The sequence below is a fragment of the Haemophilus haemolyticus M19501 genome, from assembly GCF_000222025.1.
Lineage (GTDB): Bacteria > Pseudomonadota > Gammaproteobacteria > Enterobacterales > Pasteurellaceae > Haemophilus > Haemophilus haemolyticus_G.
Genome location: NZ_AFQO01000010.1, coordinates 1 through 21916, shown reverse-complemented (window position 1 = coordinate 21916; position 21916 = coordinate 1). Strand labels below are relative to the sequence as shown.

Annotated in this window: 20 protein-coding genes and 2 tRNA genes; 6 read left to right on the top strand and 16 right to left on the bottom strand. The window is 38.2% G+C overall.

Annotation, left to right across the window (positions count from 1 at the left end; translation table 11 throughout):
• Positions 1-22: 22 nt before the first annotated feature.
• The 9 genes from focA to proC all read right to left on the bottom strand — a co-directional run bounded on the left by focA (position 23) and on the right by proC (position 9672).
• Positions 23-877, bottom strand: a complete 855-nt coding sequence (gene focA / locus GG9_RS02820) for a formate transporter FocA (protein ID WP_005632020.1) — start codon at positions 875-877, stop codon at positions 23-25.
• 286 nt (positions 878-1163) lie between these two features.
• The gene (locus GG9_RS02825; protein ID WP_005632019.1) at positions 1164-2345 is read right to left on the bottom strand and encodes a glutathionylspermidine synthase family protein; all 1182 of its coding nucleotides are present in this window, start codon (positions 2343-2345) and stop codon (positions 1164-1166) included.
• Positions 2346-2927, bottom strand: coding sequence for a DUF1190 domain-containing protein (locus GG9_RS02830; protein ID WP_005632018.1), 582 nt, complete (start codon positions 2925-2927; stop codon positions 2346-2348). It lies immediately after the preceding gene.
• Positions 2928-2939: 12 nt separating this feature from the next.
• Entirely contained in the window at positions 2940-3359 is a 420-nt protein-coding gene (locus GG9_RS02835) for a DUF2251 domain-containing protein (RefSeq protein WP_005632017.1), read from the bottom strand.
• Positions 3360-3442: 83 nt separating this feature from the next.
• On the bottom strand, positions 3443-4753 hold the full coding sequence (eno, locus tag GG9_RS02840) for a phosphopyruvate hydratase (protein WP_005632016.1): 1311 nt from the start codon (positions 4751-4753) through the stop codon (positions 3443-3445).
• Between the two features lie 190 nt (positions 4754-4943).
• Positions 4944-6581, bottom strand: a complete 1638-nt coding sequence (gene pyrG, locus GG9_RS02845; protein WP_005632015.1) for a glutamine hydrolyzing CTP synthase — start codon at positions 6579-6581, stop codon at positions 4944-4946.
• Positions 6582-6767: 186 nt separating this feature from the next.
• Positions 6768-7661, bottom strand: coding sequence for a site-specific tyrosine recombinase XerD (gene xerD, locus GG9_RS02850; RefSeq protein WP_005632013.1), 894 nt, complete (start codon positions 7659-7661; stop codon positions 6768-6770).
• A gap of 29 nt (positions 7662-7690) precedes the next feature.
• Entirely contained in the window at positions 7691-8857 is a 1167-nt protein-coding gene (locus GG9_RS02855) for a 3-phenylpropionate MFS transporter (RefSeq protein WP_005632012.1), read from the bottom strand.
• Positions 8857-9672, bottom strand: a complete 816-nt coding sequence (gene proC, locus GG9_RS02860) for a pyrroline-5-carboxylate reductase (protein WP_005632011.1) — start codon at positions 9670-9672, stop codon at positions 8857-8859. Before proC ends, GG9_RS02855 begins: the two co-directional genes overlap by 1 nt.
• Before the next feature lie 65 nt (positions 9673-9737).
• Here proC and rdgC point away from each other — a divergent pair, with 65 nt between their 5' ends.
• On the top strand, positions 9738-10646 hold the full coding sequence (rdgC, locus tag GG9_RS02865; RefSeq protein ID WP_005632010.1) for a recombination-associated protein RdgC: 909 nt from the start codon (positions 9738-9740) through the stop codon (positions 10644-10646).
• Positions 10647-10790: 144 nt separating this feature from the next.
• Here rdgC and GG9_RS09710 read toward each other — a convergent pair whose 3' ends face one another.
• The gene (locus GG9_RS09710; RefSeq protein ID WP_005632009.1) at positions 10791-11969 is read right to left on the bottom strand and encodes a YadA C-terminal domain-containing protein; all 1179 of its coding nucleotides are present in this window, start codon (positions 11967-11969) and stop codon (positions 10791-10793) included.
• Between the two features lie 201 nt (positions 11970-12170).
• Positions 12171-13490, bottom strand: coding sequence for an ATP-dependent RNA helicase SrmB (srmB, locus tag GG9_RS02870; RefSeq protein ID WP_005632008.1), 1320 nt, complete (start codon positions 13488-13490; stop codon positions 12171-12173).
• 69 nt (positions 13491-13559) lie between these two features.
• Between srmB and GG9_RS02875 the strand changes: the two genes are divergently transcribed.
• On the top strand, positions 13560-14258 hold the full coding sequence (locus GG9_RS02875; RefSeq protein WP_005632007.1) for a tRNA1(Val) (adenine(37)-N6)-methyltransferase: 699 nt from the start codon (positions 13560-13562) through the stop codon (positions 14256-14258).
• A 31-nt stretch (positions 14259-14289) separates the two neighbouring features.
• Here GG9_RS02875 and GG9_RS02880 read toward each other — a convergent pair whose 3' ends face one another.
• Entirely contained in the window at positions 14290-15345 is a 1056-nt protein-coding gene (locus GG9_RS02880) for a tRNA/rRNA methyltransferase (protein ID WP_005632006.1), read from the bottom strand.
• A gap of 146 nt (positions 15346-15491) precedes the next feature.
• On the opposite strand from GG9_RS02880, the gene pssA reads away from it, so the two are divergent.
• Positions 15492-16859, top strand: coding sequence for a CDP-diacylglycerol--serine O-phosphatidyltransferase (gene pssA / locus GG9_RS02885; RefSeq protein WP_005632004.1), 1368 nt, complete (start codon positions 15492-15494; stop codon positions 16857-16859).
• A gap of 74 nt (positions 16860-16933) precedes the next feature.
• Here pssA and udp read toward each other — a convergent pair whose 3' ends face one another.
• The gene (gene udp / locus GG9_RS02890; protein ID WP_005632002.1) at positions 16934-17692 is read right to left on the bottom strand and encodes a uridine phosphorylase; all 759 of its coding nucleotides are present in this window, start codon (positions 17690-17692) and stop codon (positions 16934-16936) included.
• A gap of 237 nt (positions 17693-17929) precedes the next feature.
• On the opposite strand from udp, the gene GG9_RS02895 reads away from it, so the two are divergent.
• From GG9_RS02895 to GG9_RS02905, 3 genes are read left to right on the top strand one after another with little or no spacing between them, the layout of a single operon-like run.
• Positions 17930-18592, top strand: a complete 663-nt coding sequence (locus GG9_RS02895) for an MOSC domain-containing protein (RefSeq protein ID WP_005632000.1) — start codon at positions 17930-17932, stop codon at positions 18590-18592.
• A gap of 2 nt (positions 18593-18594) precedes the next feature.
• The gene (locus tag GG9_RS02900) at positions 18595-19077 is read left to right on the top strand and encodes a YchJ family protein (RefSeq protein WP_005631998.1); all 483 of its coding nucleotides are present in this window, start codon (positions 18595-18597) and stop codon (positions 19075-19077) included.
• Positions 19074-19883 carry a virulence factor BrkB family protein gene (locus GG9_RS02905; protein WP_005631996.1) on the top strand — a complete coding sequence of 270 codons (810 nt, stop codon included), beginning with the start codon at positions 19074-19076 and terminating at the stop codon, positions 19881-19883. Before GG9_RS02900 ends, GG9_RS02905 begins: the two co-directional genes overlap by 4 nt.
• 19 nt (positions 19884-19902) lie before the next feature.
• On the opposite strand, the gene lpt6 is transcribed toward GG9_RS02905, so the two are convergent.
• The 3 genes from lpt6 to GG9_RS0108785 form a co-directional block, all read right to left on the bottom strand.
• The gene (gene lpt6 / locus GG9_RS02910) at positions 19903-21558 is read right to left on the bottom strand and encodes a phosphoethanolamine transferase Lpt6 (protein ID WP_005631994.1); all 1656 of its coding nucleotides are present in this window, start codon (positions 21556-21558) and stop codon (positions 19903-19905) included.
• A gap of 121 nt (positions 21559-21679) precedes the next feature.
• A tRNA-Val gene (locus GG9_RS0108790) sits at positions 21680-21755 on the bottom strand.
• A 52-nt stretch (positions 21756-21807) separates the two neighbouring features.
• Positions 21808-21883: transfer RNA gene (locus tag GG9_RS0108785), tRNA-Val, on the bottom strand.
• Between the last annotated feature and the right edge of the window lie 33 nt (positions 21884-21916).

The following is a 21916-nucleotide window of genomic DNA, read 5'->3' as shown; positions in this document are numbered from 1 at the left end:
TAATTAATAAATAAGTAAATCTTTAATGAGTTTTGGTTAAATAACGTTGGAATACACCAATACAAATTGCCCCGCCGACAATATTTCCCAACGTTACAGGGATTAAATTCTTCACAATGAAATGATACAAATCTAAATCTGCATATTTCATCGGATCAACGCCGATTTGTTGCCAAAATTCAGGTGTACTAAAATGTGCGGTAATAATTCCCATCGGAATCATAAACATATTAGCCACACAGTGTTCAAATCCTGACGCAACAAACAAACCAATCGGCATAATCATAATAAATGCTTTGTCTGTAACAGTCTTACCAGAATAAGACATCCAAACCGCCACACACACCATAATGTTACATAAAATACCTAGGTTAAAAGCTTCAAACCAAGTGTGATGAATTTTATGTTGGGCGGTTGCAAGAATTGTTAAACCCCATTGGCCATTTGCTGCCATGGTTTGTCCACCAAACCAAATAACAGCCGCAATAAATAAACCACCAACGAAGTTACCCAAATATACTACGATCCAATTTCGAATCATTTGGGTTGTCGTTATTTTTCCGCCTACGCGGGCAACTAAGGTTAAAGTAGAAGAGGTGAATAATTCAGATCCTAAAATCACCACCATAATTACGCCCAAGGAGAAGACTAATCCACCTACTAACTTGGTTAATCCCCAAGGTGCGCCTGCACTAGCAGTTTGTGTTGTCGTGTAAAATACAAAGGCTAAGGCAATACAAGCACCAGCGCTAATACCGGACATAAACGATAAAAATGGACGTTTATTTGCTTTATAAGTCGCTGTATTTTCTGCATAATCCGTTGCTTCAACAGCTGTGAGCGCAACAGAAGACAGTTTTTGATTTTCTGATGCCATAATCAAACTCCAAATATTGAAAAAGTGAATGAAAATTTAATACTTCTAATAGGTTTACAACTTCAAATACTTCTACAACGGCCACCATTTTACTCTCCTCCCCTAGTATTGCAAAGAAAACTACTATTTATTTCAACAAAATTTGATTTTTTACAAGATTTGTTAAAGAAAATACGCTATACACATTTCAGGTTAGATAAAATCCACAAAAAATAAACCGCACTTTTATCAAAAAAGACAAAAGTGCGGTTAGTTTTCTAGTTATTTTAGTAATACTCAGGACACATTAAGGCACAAAATAATGCGGGACAAAATGACTGTCATTGCCAGTGACGACAGTAAAATCTTCGCGTAATCCCATACCGCAAGCCACATCCCCCACAACCCAAGAGCCGATAATTGGATACATTCCATCAAAACTCGGTAATTCAAATTTTTGTTGATAAACATAACCTGAATTACCATAAAACGTAGAGTGTTCGCTTCCTTTCGCTGCAAATTCTACACCATTGTTTTTCTCATAATAGAAGATATTAGCACCTTCTCGACCTAACAATGGTTTTTTCACCCACATTGATAAATCTTTTGGTAGTTCGAAAGGCGTAAAATAAGCAGGCAATAAGTTCGGATGATTAGGATAACGCGCCCAAAGTTTTGCCAATAGTGCTTTATTACTTAACAACATTTTCCACGCAGGCTCAATAAATCGCGTTTCAGCCGTTGTAATATGGCGAGCAAACTCAGCGTGGCTTAGCCATTCCAGCGGATACAATTTAAATAACATTTCAATAGGTTGATCATTTAAATCTACAAATTTTTTTGTTTCGCTGTTGTAGCCAATATCCTCTACCGCTAATTGATGAATATTCCAACCAGCGTTATAAGCCACATCAGCTAAATAATCCACATTGCCCCAATCTTCACGGCCAGCATCTTGCATGGCACTCAAATGGAAATCTGTTTTACCGCTTTGTTGTTTCAAAAATTGGAAATGTTTTATTAATTCTTCATGAATCCAGTTGAACTGATCACGGTGTTTTAAGCCCTCAATTTGTTCCAGCCACTGCCATTGAACAACCGCAGCCTCCAACAAGGATGTTGGCGTATCGGCGTTATATTCAAACATTTTTAGGTTGTCGCCATCATAGCCAAAATCAAAGCGTCCATATAAATAAGGATCTTGATTACGCCAAGAGGTTTCAATAAGCTGTTTTTGCAACTCCGTAAAACGATAATTTTCATAATCGCCTTTTTTAATTTCATCCGCCGCAAAATCTAAACACATTGAATGTAATTCATTAGTGGTATCCTCAATGCGATCAATTTCCGCTAAGGTAAATTCATAGGCGACATTATCAGACCAATAATGAGATCCATCACTAGAAGGCAAGTTATAGTAATCAAATCCAACATTAAGTAGCTGTTGCACCATATCTGGCCGAGTAGGAAACCCTGTTACACGTTTCATTTAGCCCCCACTGCTACGACTAGTATTATTTGGGCTACTAAAACCACCACGAGATACAGGTTTACTATTCATGCTTCCTGCATTTCCTTTCACAAGCATTGGTTTTCCAACAGAACGATTTGTTTGCGGTTGCACAACTTGCCCTGTTGGCGTGGTAACGGCTCGATTTCCAGGATGATAGCTTGGGCCAAGGAAACTACTAATTGCACGAGCCGCCATATACCCCATAACGCCACCAGCAATCGCAGCTCCTAAAGAAGGATCGGTACTTTCAGCTTTTGCAGTTGATTCAGCACTGTTCTCGCTTTGATTAGCTTGTGCATTATTTTCAGTTGGATTTTTTGCCGCACTTTCTTCATTACCATTATCACGAATATTTAAACCAAGCCCCTGCTGTGGTGTAGTTTCAGTTTTCTGAGTACTCTCGGTATTTTTATCTGCCTCACAAAGCTCAATTTTTTTCCAATCAGCTAAACAATCGTCTAAAGACTGATACACATCACGTTGTACTTGTTCTTCTGAACAGCCTCCTAATAAGGCCACAATAGATAAACTAACTAAAATCTGATTTTTCTTTTTCATTGTTCTCAATTTTTATCGAATGGTTTTCACGCCTAGCCATTGCTCGGCTTGTTTATTAGTAATTTCTTCACGAGTCCACATGCTCATTAAATCTGGTTGTGGATATTTATTGCTGTTATAGCCGACTAAACGGGCAAAATCAAATACGGCATGAGGATAGCCATTAATAAGCAACAAGGCTAAATAACCACTCTCATCCCAACAAATTTCAAGTTTGCGTGCTTCATGATGATTAGAGGTTGAATCAACATTATACACGTGCAATATATCTACTATCGGTTGAGCATTTTGACGCATATCAAGTGCATAAAAATAGCCTGTTTCGCCGTCATCTTCAAACATTACAGCAAAATGCTCAAATACCGTAGAATGTGTTCCCACTTGCTTTGGCGTTCCTAAAAAGAGTTCGTCCTCTAAAGTTAAATGTAACATTCCCTTTCCTTTAAATATTAGATATAAAAACACCGCACTTTTATACAAAGTGCGGTGAGATTTCACAGTAAATTCAGCGTGAATTACGCTTGACCTTTAACCGATTTTAAGCCTGGGAATGCAGCTGGAGTGCCAGCACGTTCTAATGCTTCTTCGATACGGATTAATTGGTTGTATTTCGCAATACGGTCAGAACGGCTCATAGAACCAGTTTTGATTTGACCTGCTGCTGTACCAACCGCTAAATCAGCAATAGTTGCATCTTCGGTTTCGCCTGAACGGTGAGAGATTACAGCGGTGTAACCTGCATCTTTAGCCATTTTGATTGCCGCTAAAGTTTCAGTTAAAGAACCGATTTGGTTGAATTTGATTAAGATAGAGTTTGCGATACCTTTTTCGATACCTTCTTTTAAGATTTTGGTGTTAGTTACGAATAAGTCGTCGCCCACTAATTGAACGCGGTCGCCTAACACTTTAGTTTGGTATGCAAAACCTTCCCAGTCAGATTCATCTTGACCATCTTCGATAGACACGATTGGGTATTGTTTAGTTAATTCTTCAAGATAGTGTGTGAACTCTTGAGAAGTGAATGAACGACCTTCGCCTTTCATTTCGTATTTGCCAGTTTCTTTGTTGTAGAACTCAGAAGATGCGCAGTCCATCGCTAAGGTTACATCTTTACCTAATACATAACCTGCTTTTTCAACTGCTTCTTTGATACATGCTAAAGCGTCTGCGTTAGAGGCTAAGTTTGGTGCGAAACCACCTTCATCGCCAACTGCCGTGCTCATGCCTTTAGATTTTAATACTTTTGCAAGATTGTGGAATACTTCAGCACCGATACGAAGTGCTTCACGTAACGTTTTCGCACCCACTGGTTGGATCATAAATTCTTGAATATCGACATTGTTATCTGCGTGTTCGCCACCGTTGATGATGTTCATCATTGGTAATGGCATAGAGTAAACGCCTGGTGTGCCGTTAAGTTCAGCGATGTAAGCGTAAAGTGGTAAACCTTTAGATGCGGCCGCTGCTTTTGCGTTTGCTAAAGATACCGCTAAGATTGCGTTTGCCCCAAAGTTAGATTTGTTTTCGGTTCCGTCTAAATCGATCATGATTTGGTCGATTTCAGCTTGGTTAGACGCATCTTTACCAAGAATTGCTTCAGCAATTGGGCCGTTTACTGCTGCTACAGCTTTTAATACGCCTTTACCTAAGAAACGAGATTTGTCACCATCGCGCAATTCTAATGCTTCGCGAGAACCAGTTGATGCACCAGATGGAGCTGCGGCTAAACCAACAAAACCACCTTCTAAATGAACTTCAGCTTCAACAGTTGGATTACCGCGTGAGTCGATGATTTCGCGACCAATCACTTTAACGATTTTTGCCATTTTTATTTTCCTCAATTAAGTTAATTAAAACGGGTTAGGCGAGCCTAAAACAGGCGATATAATAAAGCTATTTTGAGATTTTGTCTTGTAAAAAATGCGTATGCTTTGATCTTTATCTATTTTTACAAAATAAAAGAGCGGTGAAAAAATTCGTCGTTTCTCACCGCTCTTTTTACTCTAATTTAATCTATTACTTCACAGATTGTTTATGATTTTCATAAGCTGCTTTTACAAAGCCTGCAAACAACGGATGGCCATCACGAGGCGTAGAGGTAAATTCTGGATGGAATTGGCAAGCGACAAACCAAGGATGATTTGGCACTTCGATAATTTCTACCAATTTTTTATCTGCAGATAAGCCCGTTACTTTCAATCCTGCTTTTTCAATTTGTGGAAGCAAGGTATTGTTCACTTCATAGCGATGACGATGACGCTCTTCAATGGTTTCTTTGCCATAAAGCTCGCGAGCGCGGCTGCCTGACACCAAATGACATTGTTGTGCGCCTAAACGCATTGTTCCGCCAAGATCAGATTCATCGGTACGTACTTCAGTATTACCATCCGCATCTTGCCACTCCGTGATTAATGCAACCACGGGTTGTTCACAATCTTTATCAAATTCAGATGAATTTGCTTTAGTTAAACCCGCTACATTACGTGCATATTCAATCAATGCGATCTGCATACCTAAGCAAATGCCTAAGTAAGGAATTTTGTTTTCACGTGCATATTGTGCGGTACGAATTTTGCCTTCCACACCACGATAACCGAATCCACCAGGAACAAGAATGCCATCAATGCCTTTTAATACTTCAACACCTTTGGTTTCAACATCTTGGGAATCAATATATTTAATGTTAACGCTTAAACGATTCGTTAAACCTGCATGTTTCAATGCTTCATTTACAGATTTATAGGCATCTGGTAACTCTGTATATTTACCTACCATACCAATGGTTACTTCACCCACTGGATTGGCTTGTTTGTAAAGCACTTGCTCCCATTCAGACAGATCGGCCTCAGGACAAGTTAAACGGAAACGTTCACAGACAAAATCATCTAAACCTTGAGATTTTAATAATGCGGGGATTTGATAAATCGAATTTACATCTTTTAATGAAATGACTGCGCGTTCTGAAACGTTACAGAATAAAGCAATTTTCGCACGTTCATTTGGTGGAATCATGCGATCTGAACGGCAAATCAACACATCAGGTTGAATACCAATAGAAAGCAATTCTTTTACAGAATGTTGAGTTGGTTTAGTTTTTACTTCACCCGCCGTTGGAATATAAGGCACTAGAGTTAAGTGCATAAATAACGTATGTTCACGACCAACTTGAACGGCTAATTGACGTAATGCTTCTAAGAATGGGAGTGATTCAATATCCCCAACGGTACCGCCCACTTCAACAATCACAACATCGTGACCTTGAGCGCCTGCAATGACGCGATCTTTAATTTCATTGGTGATATGTGGAATCACCTGAATTGTTGCACCAAGATAATCGCCGCGACGCTCTTTACGTAATACTTCAGAATAAATTTTACCTGTGGTGAAGTTATTACGTTTAGTCATTTTCGTGCGGATAAAACGCTCATAGTGACCTAAGTCTAAATCTGTTTCAGCGCCATCTTGAGTGACGAAAACTTCCCCGTGCTGGGTTGGGCTCATCGTACCTGGATCCACATTAATATATGGATCTAATTTCATAATGGTTACGTTTAAACCACGAGCTTCTAAAATTGCCGCCAATGATGCTGCCGCAATGCCTTTACCTAACGATGAAACCACACCGCCAGTGACGAAAATATAATTTGTAGCCATAGGGAACCTAATCTGTATTGGGATATAAATGATTATAGCTAATCATCTTACAGACAAAATCAACCAAAAGTGCGGTCAAAAATCGAAGATAACTAGCTATCAAAGACGGGACGGTAGTTTACCTGATTTGGTTAATGAACTCAATTAGAAAACCACAATTAGCATGTAAAGCCTTGTTAGACCTATCTATCCTCGAGGATGAAATCTTTCATGCAATCGTTTCAATCTCTCTTTTGCCACATGAGTATAAATCTGTGTTGTAGATAAATCTGTATGCCCTAGCAACATTTGCACCACGCGTAAATCCGCACCATGATTCACTAAATGCGTAGCAAAAGCATGGCGAAGAACGTGAGGGGAAAGTGCATCAGCATCAATATCTGCGAGAATGGCATAATGTTTTACACGATGCCAGAAAGTTTGACGAGTCATTTGCTGTGCGCGCTGACTTGGAAAAACAACATCAGAACTCTGCCCATTTAAGAGAACAGGACGACCATAAAGCATAAATTGACGAACCCAATAGGCAGCCTCCTCTCCCATTGGCACAATACGCTCTTTATTACCTTTACCAATCACTCGCACCACACCTTGTTGCACGCTCATGTTTTCAATCGTCAGCGAAACTAACTCCGTCACACGAAGCCCCGTTGCATAAAGCAACTCCAACATTGCTTTATCACGTAATTCCAAAGGCACGTCCACATCTGGCGTGTTGAGCAAATCAGACACTTGTTGCTCAGTTAAATATTTTGGCAAGCGACTGGGTAATTTAGGCGAACTTAGCACCGCACTTGGATCATTAACTCGGTATTTTTCCCGATATAAATACTGGAAAAGTTTACGCATTGCACTTAACATTCGCGCGGTGCTCGTAGCTTTGTAACCTTTCTCCAAACGTTCACCCAGAAAACCTTGCAAATCTACAGCATCTAAGGTTTCCAAAGACAAGTCATTTTTATCCAACCAATCACAAAGTGCGGTTAAATCCAAACGATAAGATTGAACGGTATTTTCTGAAAGCCCTTTTTCAATCCAATATTCATTAAGAAACAAATCAATAAGCGCAAGATTTTTCATATTACTTTTCTACAAGGAAGCGATGCGTCCTATTTATGCTGAACAATCAAAAAGGCATTTAACTTGCGTGGAATCACAGAAAATGCTGCAGCCGCGATGATACTCATAAATACAAATGTCATCGACGGGGAAGTTGGATAAATCATACCAGCAATCGCAGTGAAAATGGCAATTAACACACCATTGGATAAACCATTATACAAACCTTGTAATTTCGCAATATGGCTTTGTGGCTGGGTCGTGATATAGCGAACAATCGCATAATGGCACACGGCATAGGTTAAACTGTGCATAAGTTGCAATAAGAATATCAACCAAAAATCTTCAATATATCCCATTACAGCCCAACGTCCGATGCACGCAAGCGCAGAAATATAAAGCAGCACACTGATAGAAATATTTTGAAATAAGCGACGAGAAAAGAAAAATAATACAATTTCCGCTAATACGCCAATGCCCCAAAGTAAGCTAGTTTGTGAAACAGAAATTCCAATGCTTGTCCAATAAATCGTGCTATAAACATAATAAGCTGCATGAGAGCCTTGAATCAGCCCTACAGCTATCATGACTCGTAATGTAATAGGATTTTTCAGTAAAGCAATAAAACCAACATCATTTTGAGCGCCGCCTTCAGGTATTTCATCTTTCGGGGGAATGGTCGGTTTTAAAAGCTGAATGATGGTATAGAAAGATAAAAGTGCGGTTAAAATCCACACGATATTTTGCTCGCCAACCCAACCAATCATGCCGCCGAACACCACTACACCAAGAATAAAAGCAGCAGAGCCAATCAAACGTACTTTACCGTAATCCAAGCCGATTTGGCGTTGCCAAGTGGATGCCAACGAATCCCCAATCGGCATTCCCGCTGAATTCACAGAGGCATATAAACCGATAGCAATAAATAACAGCCAAAAATTATGTGCAACTAAACTCATAGCCGCCATAATAATGGCCGATGCTAACGCCAATAGGCGTAAGGAATTAATAATATGATTGGCTTTTTTAATCAGCGATGAAAAAAATAATCCGCCCGCAAATCGGAAAATATAAGCACTCCCGATCACCAAACCAATCATTTCTTCGCCATATTGTTGCGATTTCAACCATGCTGGGAAGAACGGCAAAAACACACCATAAGTGCAGTAGTAACCTAGAAAGCTCAGGGCGAGCCAATAAAAAGGACGAACTTGCATCAGAATAAAGTTTCCATTTCTTGTGAACGAGACAAACAAGCCTGCATAGCTTGCTCTATTGTTTGATTAAAATGTTGTGCATCAAATACCGCTAACGCTGCCGCAGTGGTGCCACCTTTCGAGGTAACATTTTCACGCAAAGTTGAAAGCGCAATTTGCGGATTTTCAGCCACCATTTTTGCTGCACCAAGCATGGATTGCTGCACTAATTCACGGGCAGTTTTCTCATCAATATTCATTTTGATTAAGGCTTGCTGCATCGCTTCCAGCATCAAAAAGAAATAGGCTGGGCTACTTCCTGAAGCTGCGGTTACTGCGTGCATTTGAGTTTCATCATCTACCCAAACCGTTCTTCCCACAGCGCCCAATAAATCTTGTGCAAAAGTGCGGTAATTTTCACTCGTATTTTTCGGTGCAAATAAACCCGCCATGCCTTCCCCCACCAATGCAGGCGTATTTGGCATGACGCGCACTATAGATTTTATACTTGGAATTAATGTGTTCAAACGTTCAGTTGAAATACCCGCAGCAATGGAAATTAATAATTTATCGGAAAAATCCACCGCACTTAATGGCGAACAAACATAAGCCATCATTTGAGGTTTTACCGCAAGCAACACAACCTCAGCTTTGGTTGCACTTTCCGCATTATTTTCTGAAGTTGCCACGCCAAGATTAGCAAAAAATGCTCTTTTTTCCTCATTCGGATCATTCACAATAATTTGCTCGGCAGGATAACCTTGTTTCAATAATCCAAGAATAATAGCCTGCGCCATATTGCCGCCGCCAATAAAGGCAATCAATTTGTGTTGCATCGTTTTTCCTACTTTTATGGGCTATAATGCCGCACATTCTACCCTATATTGAAGGAAGTGTTACGATGTGGTTCAAAAATTTAATGACTTATAGGCTGACTAAACCGCTAGATTGGGATCTTGCACAGCTACAAACTCAACTGGAAGATTGTCAATTCCACCCTTGCGGTGCTCAAGATCAAAGTAAATTTGGCTGGTCAGCCCCATTACGAGGCGCTGATTTACTCTATTTTTCTGTTGGAAAACAAATTCTATTAATCGCCAAAAAAGAAGAAAAAACCTTGCCAGCAAATGTGGTCAAACGTGAACTTGATGAACGCATTGAAAGCCTTGAACAAAAAGAAAATCGCAAACTTAAAAAGGTAGAAAAACAGACATTAAAAGATGATGTTGTTATGAATTTATTACCTCGTGCGTTCAGTAAAAATCAGCATACGGCACTATGGATTGATACAGAAAATAATCTTGTTCATGTTGATGCCGCATCGAGTAAACGCGCGGAAGATGCGCTCGCATTACTGCGCAAATCCTTAGGTTCGCTTCCTGTCGTGCCTTTAGCCTTTGCTAATGAACCCAGCACGATTTTAACGAATTGGATCCTTCAAGATAGCTTACCGCATTGGTTACTTGCATTAGAAGAAGCCGAGCTTCGTGGCAGTCAGGAAGACAGCGTTATTCGTTGTAAAAAACAACCCTTAGAAAATGAAGAAATTCTCGCACTTCTACAAGATGGCAAAAAAGTAGTAAGCAAATTAGCCTTAGAATGGGAGGATACCTTAACTTTCTTTTTTAACGAGGATTGCACCCTCAAACGTTTAAAATTTACAGATAGTGTACGCGAAAAAAATGATGATATTCTGAAAGAAGATTTTGCACAGCGTTTCGATGCAGATTTTGTACTGATGACTGGTATTTTAGCTAAACTCACCGAAAATTTATTGGATGAATTTGGTGGCGAAAAAACTAGACTGTAAAATCATATTATAAATTTACCGCACTCTTTTCAGTTTATATCTAAGATTCCTTAATAAATTCCTTGCCCATAAAAAATACCTGTTTCTGATATTATTCAAAAACAGGTATTTATTTTTTTCTGTTATGGAAAATTAGTTATCTAATTACCATTCAAAGTTTACGCCAACATTATAAGTTGCGCTGCCACCACGAGTGAAAGCAACACCTGCTTTAGTCGCGATATTTTCGTTATAACGATAACCAGTACCTACAGCAACTGCAGTTTGAGATTTATAACCACCTACAGCAGCAGTAAGATTTAATTTACCTACGTTATACGGTTGGAATAAACCATTTAATGCAGCTTGAGCAGCAAGACCACGTTTAAGATCTTTATTAAGGTTATTTACTCTGTTATCTAAATGATCAAGACGTTGAGTGTGAGCTGTAATATTTGCTGCATTAGCTTCAATATCAGTTTTGTTAGCTGTAATGTTATCTTTGTTAGTTGCGATTGCAGCTTCATTCGCACCAATTCTGTCACTATGATTACTTAAACGAGTATTTTGAAGAAGTTGTTTATTACGAATATCTGTAATACGTGAGGTATTTTTTTCTACAGTACCTTCAATTTCACCTACAGCATCAACTAAATCAGAAAATTCATTATCTATATGTTCTTGCAAATGAGTTTCTGTGCCATTCACTAAATTTCTTACAGTATTTAAATCACGGTAATCATTACGATTTTGCAGATCAGCAATAGCATCAGTATGTGAATCAACTGTATCAAGTAACCCGTTATTGCCCAAAACAGTTTCTTTTAATTCAGCAACATCTTGATCTACATTTTGAATATATTCTCCCAAATTGCTAACTGCAGTATTTGTACTCTCACCTAATGTGGTTAAATTCGTTTTTAAATCCTCGATATCAACTTCATTATCAGCCACTCTATTTTTCAGACTATTAATATTACTTTCTGTAATCTCGCCTAAGAACTCAATAGTATCTGCATTTGCTTTAATACCAGCTTGGTTTTCTAAAACAGAGTTCACAACCCCTTTGCCTTTCAATGGATCTGAGTTTACATCATCTTCAGTTGCATTTCTTTCTTCTAAATTACCACTATCATTAACAGCAAGAATTTTTTCGTCTTTTTTAAAGCCATTTAAAATTTGCGAATTTCCTTGAATAGAAGCAACAATTGAATTTCGAATACCCTTAGTAAAGGCTGCACCACTATTATCCATTGTATTAATCTCTTGAGCCAAAGCAGAACCAGAAACAGCACCACCAACTAACACAGCAATTACAGACTGTTTTAATAAATTTTTTTTCATAAGGAATCCTTAATTATTTAGGGTTATTAAATTGAACTAGAACAAAGTAAAACTATACTATACAAGCATAAGCATAAGCATAATTGAGTATATACTTCTACTATGTTGGGTTCAAATTCTATTATAAAAAAAACGTTAAAGCAATATCGAGAAATTTCCCACGCAAAAATGTGCCTCGAACAAAATTTAAATCACCCCTAATTAAATATTACTGCTACTTGGCTTACGTCGTTTGCCGATATTTTTCATATCCTTATGACGCAATTTTACTTTTTTCTTTGCTTCTGTTTTTTTCTTTTCTTCGCGTTTTTCTTTAATACGAGCCTTTTGTTTTTTGCTTACAGATTTCACTTCACCATCTTTTGGTGGCTTAGTGCGAGGTTCTAAACCTTCTAAAACGCGCGCCTTTAAAATTTCCTCGGTATAGCGCTTGATTTTACCTAGTAACTTGTAATCATGGGCTTCGACAAAAGAGACCGCCGTGCCCTTTTTACCTGCTCGCGCGGTACGTCCAATTCGATGCAAATAAGTATCCGCACTATACGGCAAATCAAAATTCATTACATGGCTTACATCGTCAATATCAATACCACGCGCCGCCACATCCGTTGCAACCAATACCGTCACAAGACCTGATTTCAATTTATCAATCGCATTATTACGTTGAGTTTGTGCCATTTCACCTTCTAAATACGCAGAACGAATACCTCGTTTACGCAATGTTTCAGAAAGTTCTCGTGCATCTTCACGACGGCGAACAAACACAATTCCACGAGTCACTTCTTCAGTTTCAATAAAACGCGCGAGCAATTTGATTTTGTGTTCATTGCTGTCTGCGTGATAATACCATTGGTTGATTTTTTTTCTTTCGCGGCGACTTGGTTCCGCATCTACTTTCACAGGATCATTCAATAAACGCTCCGCGAAATCGACCAATAACTCCCCTTCCAATGTTGCAGAAAATAATAAGGTTTGTTTCCGCCAACGGGTTTCAGCCGCAATTTTTTCCGCATCTTGCCCAAATCCCATTTGTAACATTCTATCGGCTTCGTCAAAAATCAGCATTTCAACGGAACGGCAATCAAAATTTTCTTCTTTAATGTATTGCAACAAACGACCAGGCGTAGCCACCACCAAATCTTGATTAGTGTTGAATACATCACCGTGATTTTGATATGCCACGCCACCTGTAATTGTCGCAATATTTAAATGAGTGAACTGTGCTAATTCTTCCGCTTGTTCAGCCACTTGCATTGCCAGTTCACGGGTTGGCGTTAATACCAAAATACGCGGTGGGCCTGGTTTACGGCGTGGATAATCCAATAAATGTTGTAGCGCAGGTAATAAAAAAGCAGCCGTTTTCCCTGTTCCCGTTGGTGCAGAGCCTAATACATCACGCGCTTCCATTGCGGCAGGAATGGCTTCCATTTGAATAGCTGTTGGGCGGGAATAACCTTTTTTCTCAAGCGCCTTTAAAAGTTCAGGAGAAAGATCGAATTGTTCAAATTGGGATAAATTCATTATTGTGCGGTTCTTTGTTAAAATTAGTGGGGATTATACCTGAAAGTGCGGTCAATTTACGAAAAATTTATGAGCGGATTTACCTTTAAACAATTCCATATCAATCAAGATTCTTGTGCAATGAAAGTCGGCACTGATGGCATTTTGTTAGGTGCTTGGGCTGATGTAAAACGTTGTAAAAATATTTTAGATATGGGCAGTGGCACAGGATTATTGTCTCTAATGTTGGCTCAACGAACAGAAGAAAACTGCCAAATTCAAGCGGTTGAGTTGGATCCCATTGCAGCAAAACAAGCACAAGAAAACATCAACAATTCAGTGTGGAAAAATCGTATCCAACTTATTCAAACAGATATACAACATTTTTTACAAACCACTGAACAAACCTTTGATTTAATTGTGGCAAATCCACCTTATTTTGAACAAGGTATTGCTTGTAAAAATGAGGAAAGAGAATTGGCTCGTTATACCAAGCAAAGCCACTTAAATTGGTTAGAATGGGCTGCCACGTGTTTATCGGAAAATGGAACAATAAGTTTTGTGTTGCCTTATGATGCGGGGAAAACGCTCATAAAATCCACCGCACTTTTTTGCATAAAACAGACAAATGTCATTACTAAAGTGGGAAAAACGCCACAAAGAATGCTACTTACCTTTGCCAAACAGCCCCAAGTTTTAATGCAAGATCAATTGGTGATTTATGATGAGGATAATCAATACACGGAAGCGTTTATTGAATTGACTAAAGACTTTTATTTGAAATTTTAAAGGGGAAATCATTTTCCCCTTTAATCATACACTATCTAAAATACCACTTAGCTAACAACACACCCGCATTCACTGCAATGTTTAAGCCTGATTTAATTGGGCTTGCGAGCGTTAAACGCACTTGCGTGTCTTCTGGCGTCGCTAAACTTTCCGTAGAACTTTCACTTAGCACAAAAACCACTTTATTTTTTAACCGCACTTTATCCAACGGCTCGCCTTGTTTATTGTGCGATACGTGAATAATTTGATAGCCTGATTTACGCAATTGCATTAAAGCGAAATCAATATAATCCGTTTCTAACACACGAATATATTCCGCGCCACCTTCTGCTACACGCATTGAGGCTGCCGAATACAGATTTTCCACATTATCGGCGACAATATTTTTCACACCAAAATAAGCACAAGTACGCAATACCCCACCGATATTTTGTGCATTATTCACGTTGTCCAATAGCACTAAACAATCTTCTTCACGAGGAATATCCAAATATCCTTGCAACGTGAAAGCACGCGGTTTCTTCACTAATAAGCAAATGCCACCATGATGTTCTGTTCCACTCACTCGCGCTAATTCTTCGCTATCTACAATATGATAAGCCTTTTTGTTTTCAGCTAAATAACTCAATACCTCACCAATTTTGTGTGACATTTGTACGGTTGCCCACAATCGAACAATACTTTCAGGGCGTTCAGAAAATAAAGCTAAACAGGCATTTTCACCGTAAACCTTCATTTCTTCCGCACGGTTTTTCTTAATTTTTTCAGGTGCTCGAGGAGAAAGCGCACCCGTTTTCTTTTCTTTTGTTTTATAAACTGTACCCGTACTTTTTATCGTCACTTGAACCTTAGGTTGTTCTACATTTTTATTTGATGGCGCACGAGATAAAGAAAGTTGCGTAATTTTAGTTTCTTTCACTTCTTGTTTATCACGAGAAAAACGAGATTTTTCGTTTCTATTTCCATTAAATTTATCATTAGAGTGCGGTCGATTTTGAGTTGGTTTTTCTCTGTATTTTTCACCTACTGAGCGTTCTTGAAAGGATCTGCCGGCGGATTGAAAAGACGGTTTGCGTTTGTCGTTCATAGGGTTTCCTTGAGTAAAAATGAATATTTTTTAGCCAAAAAATGCTAAAATTTGTGAGCATTATAACGAAAAAAAGCCTTTTTTCTATTAATAAGCACGTGAAATATTGTAAACTAACGCACTAGTCTTTAATCACGAGATGGATTATGTTAATCAATAAAACCAAACGAGCTGAACAAAATTTAAATAATTTGCCATTCCTTGCTTTGCAAGCTGAGCAAATTGAATTTTTGGGTAGCCCGACTGAATTTAAAACTCAAATTATTGAATTAATCAGAAACGCAAAAAAACGTATTTATGTCACCGCACTTTATTGGCAAAAAGATGAAGCAGGGCAGGAAATTCTCGATGAAATTTATCGCGTGAAGCAAGAAAATCCACACTTGGATGTAAAAATTCTCATAGATTGGCATCGTGCACAACGCAATTTATTAGGTGCGGAAAAATCGGCAACTAATGCAGATTGGTATTGCGAGCAACGCCAAACTTATCAGTTACCAGATGATCCGAATATGTTCTTTGGCGTGCCAATTAACACGAGAGAAGTTTTTGGTGTATTGCACGTTAAAGGCTTTGTATTTGATGATACGGTGCTTTATAGCGGTGCAAGTATTAATAATGTCTATCTTCATCAATTTGAAAAATATCGTTACGACCGCTATCAAAAAATTGTTAATGCAGAATTGGCTGATTCGATGGTGAATTTCATCAATGATTACTTGTTAGATTTCAGTGCAGTTTATCCACTTGATGTGACCAACCGCCCTAGAACTAAAGAGATCCGCGGCAATATTCGCGCTTATCGTAAAGACCTTGCTCAAAATGGAGAATATTCATTAAAAAGTGCGGTGAAATTACCGAATGTTTTAAGCATATCGCCACTGTTTGGCTTAGGCGCATCAGGCAATGAATTAAATCAAGTAATTGAAGATTTATTCTTGCAAGTACAAGAAAAATTGGTGATTTGTACGCCATACTTTAATTTCCCACGCACATTGCAACATAAAATAGCAACGTTATTGGAAAATGGTAAACGAGTAGAAATTATTGTTGGCGATAAAGTCGCAAACGATTTTTATATTCCACCAGAACAACCATTCAAAATGGCGGGGGCGTTACCTTATCTTTATGAAAGTAATCTTCGCCGTTTCTGTGAAAAATTTGAGATTCAAATTGAAAATGGTCAGCTTGTAGTGCGTTTATGGCGTGATGGCGATAATACCTACCACTTGAAAGGTGTGTGGGTAGATGATCGTTATATTTTACTTACGGGCAATAATCTTAACCCTAGAGCATGGCGTTTGGATGCAGAAAATGGCTTATTAATTTACGATCCACAACAACAGCTTTTAGCTCAAGTGGAAAAAGAGCAAAACCAAATTCGCCAACATACAAAAGTATTAAAACATTACTCTGAATTAGAAGAATTGAATCAATACCCAGAACCAGTGCAAAAACTTTTGAAAAAATTTGCACGGATTAAAGCGGATAAATTAGTGAAAATGATTCTGTAGTGCTGAATAATACTTTTTAGACCTAATAATAAAGCCTTGTGAAAACAAGGCTTTATTCTTTCAATTAAAAAACATTAACTTAACAGCGCCTGCGCAGCTGAGATCACAACAGACACCGCTTTTTCTTCCGTTTGTTTCATTGTTGCTTCATTTGGAATTTCTTGTTGAGTGCGGTTTACAATCACGCCCGCAACCATCCCAGCACGCAAACCTAATGCGCTACACATGGTAAACAATGTTGATGATTCCATTTCATAGTTCATCACATTCAAATCTTGCCATTGTTTAAGCAAACCTTGGTAATCACGATATACTTTACCGCTATAGGTATCATAACGCTCTTGACCTGGATAGAATGTATCAGATGATGCAGTTACGCCTACATAAGGCTCGATACCTTTTGCTTTTGCTGCATTATAAAGTGCGGTTGTACATTCAAAGTTTGCTACAGCTGGATATTCTAACGGCGCAAAATGACGGCTTGCGCCATCTAAGCGAACAGAAGCGGTTGTGATAAGAACATCGCCTACATTAATGTGCGGTTGAATCGCACCCGTTGTGCCAATACGTAAGAAAGTGCGAACACCAAGTTGAGCAAGTTCTTCTACACAAATTGATGTTGATGGCCCACCAATACCTGTAGAACATACCACAACAGGTTGTCCATTAAGATAACCTAACCATGAAGTAAATTCACGCGTGCTAGCAAGAAACTCTGGATTATCAAGTTGTTTAGCAATACGCTCACTACGCGCAGGATCACCAGGAACAATAGCGAGTGTTGCACCTTTAAGTTGTGCTTTAGTGAGGTTTAAGTGAAATACGTCTGACATAATAAATCTCCTTATTATCATTGAACGTGATGATTTCGCCCTTAGGAAAAATCTTATTTTAAAGAAAAGAAATAAAATATTTTTAGAAAATTTTGTTTTCTCTTTCAAACATTTTCATTATTTCTTTTTTGTTTTTCTGATAACGAATAATAAGTAAAAAAAGAAGTGCGGTCAAAAAGTTAAACGTTTTCGGTTATAATTCCACGTAAATTTTTTCTAGAGCAAGCGAAAAATAAAATGAATGCAAAAATTTTAGTCATAAAAGTGGGGCAAGTTGAAACCCTAACCTTTTCCGATGGAAGCCAGTATGAAAGTGCGATTCGTAAAAAAGTTGTGCCATCGGTAAAAATTCATTCTCTTGGTGCGGAAGGAAACGACGTGGGTTTAAAAAAACATCACGGTGGTGTAGATAAAGCTCTCTTTTTTATGTCGGCAGGTTCTTTTAATGAATTAAATACTTTATTAAATAAAGATTTTTCTTATATGGAAACTGCTACATACGGAGAAAATTTTGTTGTGTCAGGCTTAAATGAAGACAATGTCTGCATTGGCGATCGTTATCAAATCGGCTCAACCATTTTAGAAGTATCTCAGCCACGTAAACCTTGTGAGCGTTTATCAAAAAACACGGAAAACGAAGATACTCGCGATATTGTTTATCAAACTGGGCTTAGTGGATGGTATGTTCGTATTATTGAAACAGGAACAATTAAGCAAAAGGATGAACTAAAATTACTCGCCCGTCCTTATCCGCAAATAACAATTCGTCATTTAAATCGCTTGTTATCTGCGCCCGAAAATGAAGCTGAATTAGATGCAGCATTAGAGATTGAAGTATTAGCTGAAGCCTTTAAACGCTCAATTCGATCGCAAATATCGAAATTCAAACAACAGGGATAAATATGTCAGAAATTTCAACCGCACTTTCAGAGGACTGTCCATGTCAATCTAGTCATCATTACGCAGATTGTTGTGGCAAATTTCATTTGAGACAAGCATTTCCCGAAACGGCAGAGCAACTTATGCGTTCACGTTATACGGCTTATGTGTTAAAAAATATTCCCTATATTGTTGTAACAACTGTGCCAAGCCAACAAACTTTATTAGAGCCTAGGTTATTGCAAGAATGGGCGGACAACACTACGTGGCTAGGATTAGAAATTCTAAAAACGGAAAGCCTTACAAAAACTCAAAGTGCGGTAGAATTTAAGGCGATTTTTCAAGGCGAAGAATGTGAGCAAGCCCATCAAGAACGGTCAATTTTTGTGAAAATTGAAGATCGTTGGTATTTTGTTGATCCGACCGTATCATTACCGACAATGAAACAACCTTGTGTCTGTGGTTCGGGTAAAAAATTTAAACATTGTTGTGGAGGATTTCTATGATTTCATTAAAAAATTTTGGATTATTATTTTGGAAACGTTTTTCAGAAAATAAACTTAATCAAGTCGCTGGTGCATTGACTTATAGCACAATGTTAGCAATAGTTCCTTTAGTTATGGTTATTTTTTCTATTTTCTCTGCTTTTCCTGTATTCAATGAAGTGACGGGAGAATTAAAAGAAATGATTTTTACTAATTTTGCACCATCAGCGAGTGATATGGTGGGCGAATATATCGATCAATTTGTATCAAACTCAAAGAAAATGAGTGCGGTGGGAATTGTGAGTTTAATTGCCGTTGCCTTGATGCTAATTAATAACATCGACCGAACACTAAATAGTATTTGGCACAATAGTCAATCTCGCTCTCCACTTTCTTCTTTTGCGATTTATTGGATGATTTTGACACTTGGCCCACTTATTATTGGCGTGAGCATTGGGATTAGTTCGTATATTAAAATAATGTTTGAGCAATCGGAACATTTATCATTAGGCTTAAAATTGCTCAGTTTTGTGCCTTTTTTATTTACTTGGTTTATTTTTACGCTTATTTATACGGTTGTACCGAATAAAAAAGTGAAAATTAAGCATTCAGCTTACGGTGCATTTCTTGCCGCGATTTTTTTCACTCTTGGTAAACAAGCATTTACTTGGTATATCGTCACTTTTCCCTCTTATCAATTAATTTACGGTGCAATGGCAACTTTACCAATTATGTTATTGTGGATTCAAATAAGTTGGCTTGTGGTATTAGTTGGTGCGCAATTAGCTTCAACCTTAGATGAAATTGGCGAGCAGATCGAGCAATAATGCTCGATCTATAAGAAAATTATCTGGCAATCGCCAATGTTTGATATAAATAATGGCGATAATCATTGAGTAGCTGAATATCAGAAGAATCCTCCAATTTTCCGTGACTTAGTTTACACATTGCCATATTCGCTTTCATAAATTCATCTTCTGCTGATAATCCTGCTACATTCATCAAGACGCCTCCAGCAAAAGCAAGATCTAAAAACTTTTGTTCTTGCTTAAATTGACTCGCACAATTACTTCTTACAACAAATTGTGTCACATAATCGGGCTGTGCATAATCCCCTTTCTTCGGAGGGATCGCATTATCAAATGCCACTTGGTGATCGCCGAAATACCCTAGCACAAAAGGCTTTTTACGTTCTTGTAAATAGTTATTCATTCCTTCAATCGCATCATTCAATGCAACAATACGTTGAGTATAGTCATTCAATGCAGAAATACTTTTAGCCCCTAAATTAGGCATTTGAAGATTAAATATATTTTCCATGCCCAATTCGTATGGACCATGTTCACGCATAGTCAATACATAAACAAACATCGGCTGATCTACATTTTCTAACGCAGGATGTTGTTTTTCCAAAATCATTCGGGTGTACTTCATCATTTCTTCACTACTAATATCCCAAAGATTTTTACTGATAGGCGCAGGATAACCAAGATCTTGCGGCTGTAACATAAAATCAAACCCGAAATGATCATAAGCGGATTTCGCATTGTAATTACCTTTTGTAAAAGGCGACAAGGCAACACAAAAATATCCTTGAGCTTTTAGATTTTTCACTAAACCTGATTGCAAGTGCGGTACAACAGAATAAAACACACCACTTGCTAACGCGCCAAAATCGGTCGAAGGCACACCAGCTAAAAAAGCAAATTCTGATTTCCAGGTGGCGCCAGCAAAAGTATGTACACGCAACGGCGAAGCAAATACCGTATCATTTTGAGGTTCAAACATGGAAAGTGGTGGAATAGATTGCTGACTAAAAGCAAATTGATGAGGGTTCAGCGTGGATTCCATTAATGTCACCACAATATCGGGTTTTGTTTCAGATACCTTGTTTGTATCAGGTGAAAGTGCGGTCATTTTCTCAATAAAATTTTGGCTATTGCCATCAAAATTTGGCACCTTGAAAAAAATACCGCGGCAAGACATTGGTAAATTTAAAAACACATCTCGACCATCATCGGGCAAAGAATCTAACCAAACTTGCACCGCACTTGGCTTTTTAGAATAATGCCACATCAAGCTAAAGCTAACGATAAACAATAACACCCCAATTTCGTAGCCTAATAGTCCTAAAGACTCGACATTATTAAAACCAAAAATTGCATAACCTAATAACGCAAGTAGCCCAATAACACCAAGCAACGCACCTTTATAATGAATTAAGGTTTCCCAATTTCGCCAATCTACCACAAGAAAGAAATCTGAAATTAACAAAGGCTGTTTGTAATAATGAATTTTTAAACGGTGAAATAACATCAGCACTACAAAAAGCACAGATGAAAAATTTAAAGCACGTTGCCATTGGCCAGAAACCATAAGCATGCCACCAAATAAAAAAGTAAAAAGCGTAATAGCAAAGAAATAAGTCCAACGATAATGGGAGTTTACGATAAAAATCACTGCCGCAATCGTGAATAAAGCTAAGAAAATATAAGCGATCATGAATTTTCCTTATGATGCATAACAGACTAAAATGAGACATGACAATGTCTGCGCACTTTATCACGTAAACGTAATAGATTGAACGGGAAAAGGAAATTATTTGGATAATTTGAAAATAAAGTGGTGGGCGATACCGGTCTCGAACCAGTGACCCCCTCCTTGTAAGGGAGGTGCTCTCCCAACTGAGCTAATCGCCCGATAATATTAAGGCAAAACCCTAAATTTTCGGTTTATTTAAACACTTTTAAGTGGTGGGCGATACCGGTCTCGAACCAGTGACCCCCTCCTTGTAAGGGAGGTGCTCTCCCAACTGAGCTAATCGCCCACTAGAAAGCGTTTAAATATAAAGGGAAAGTTT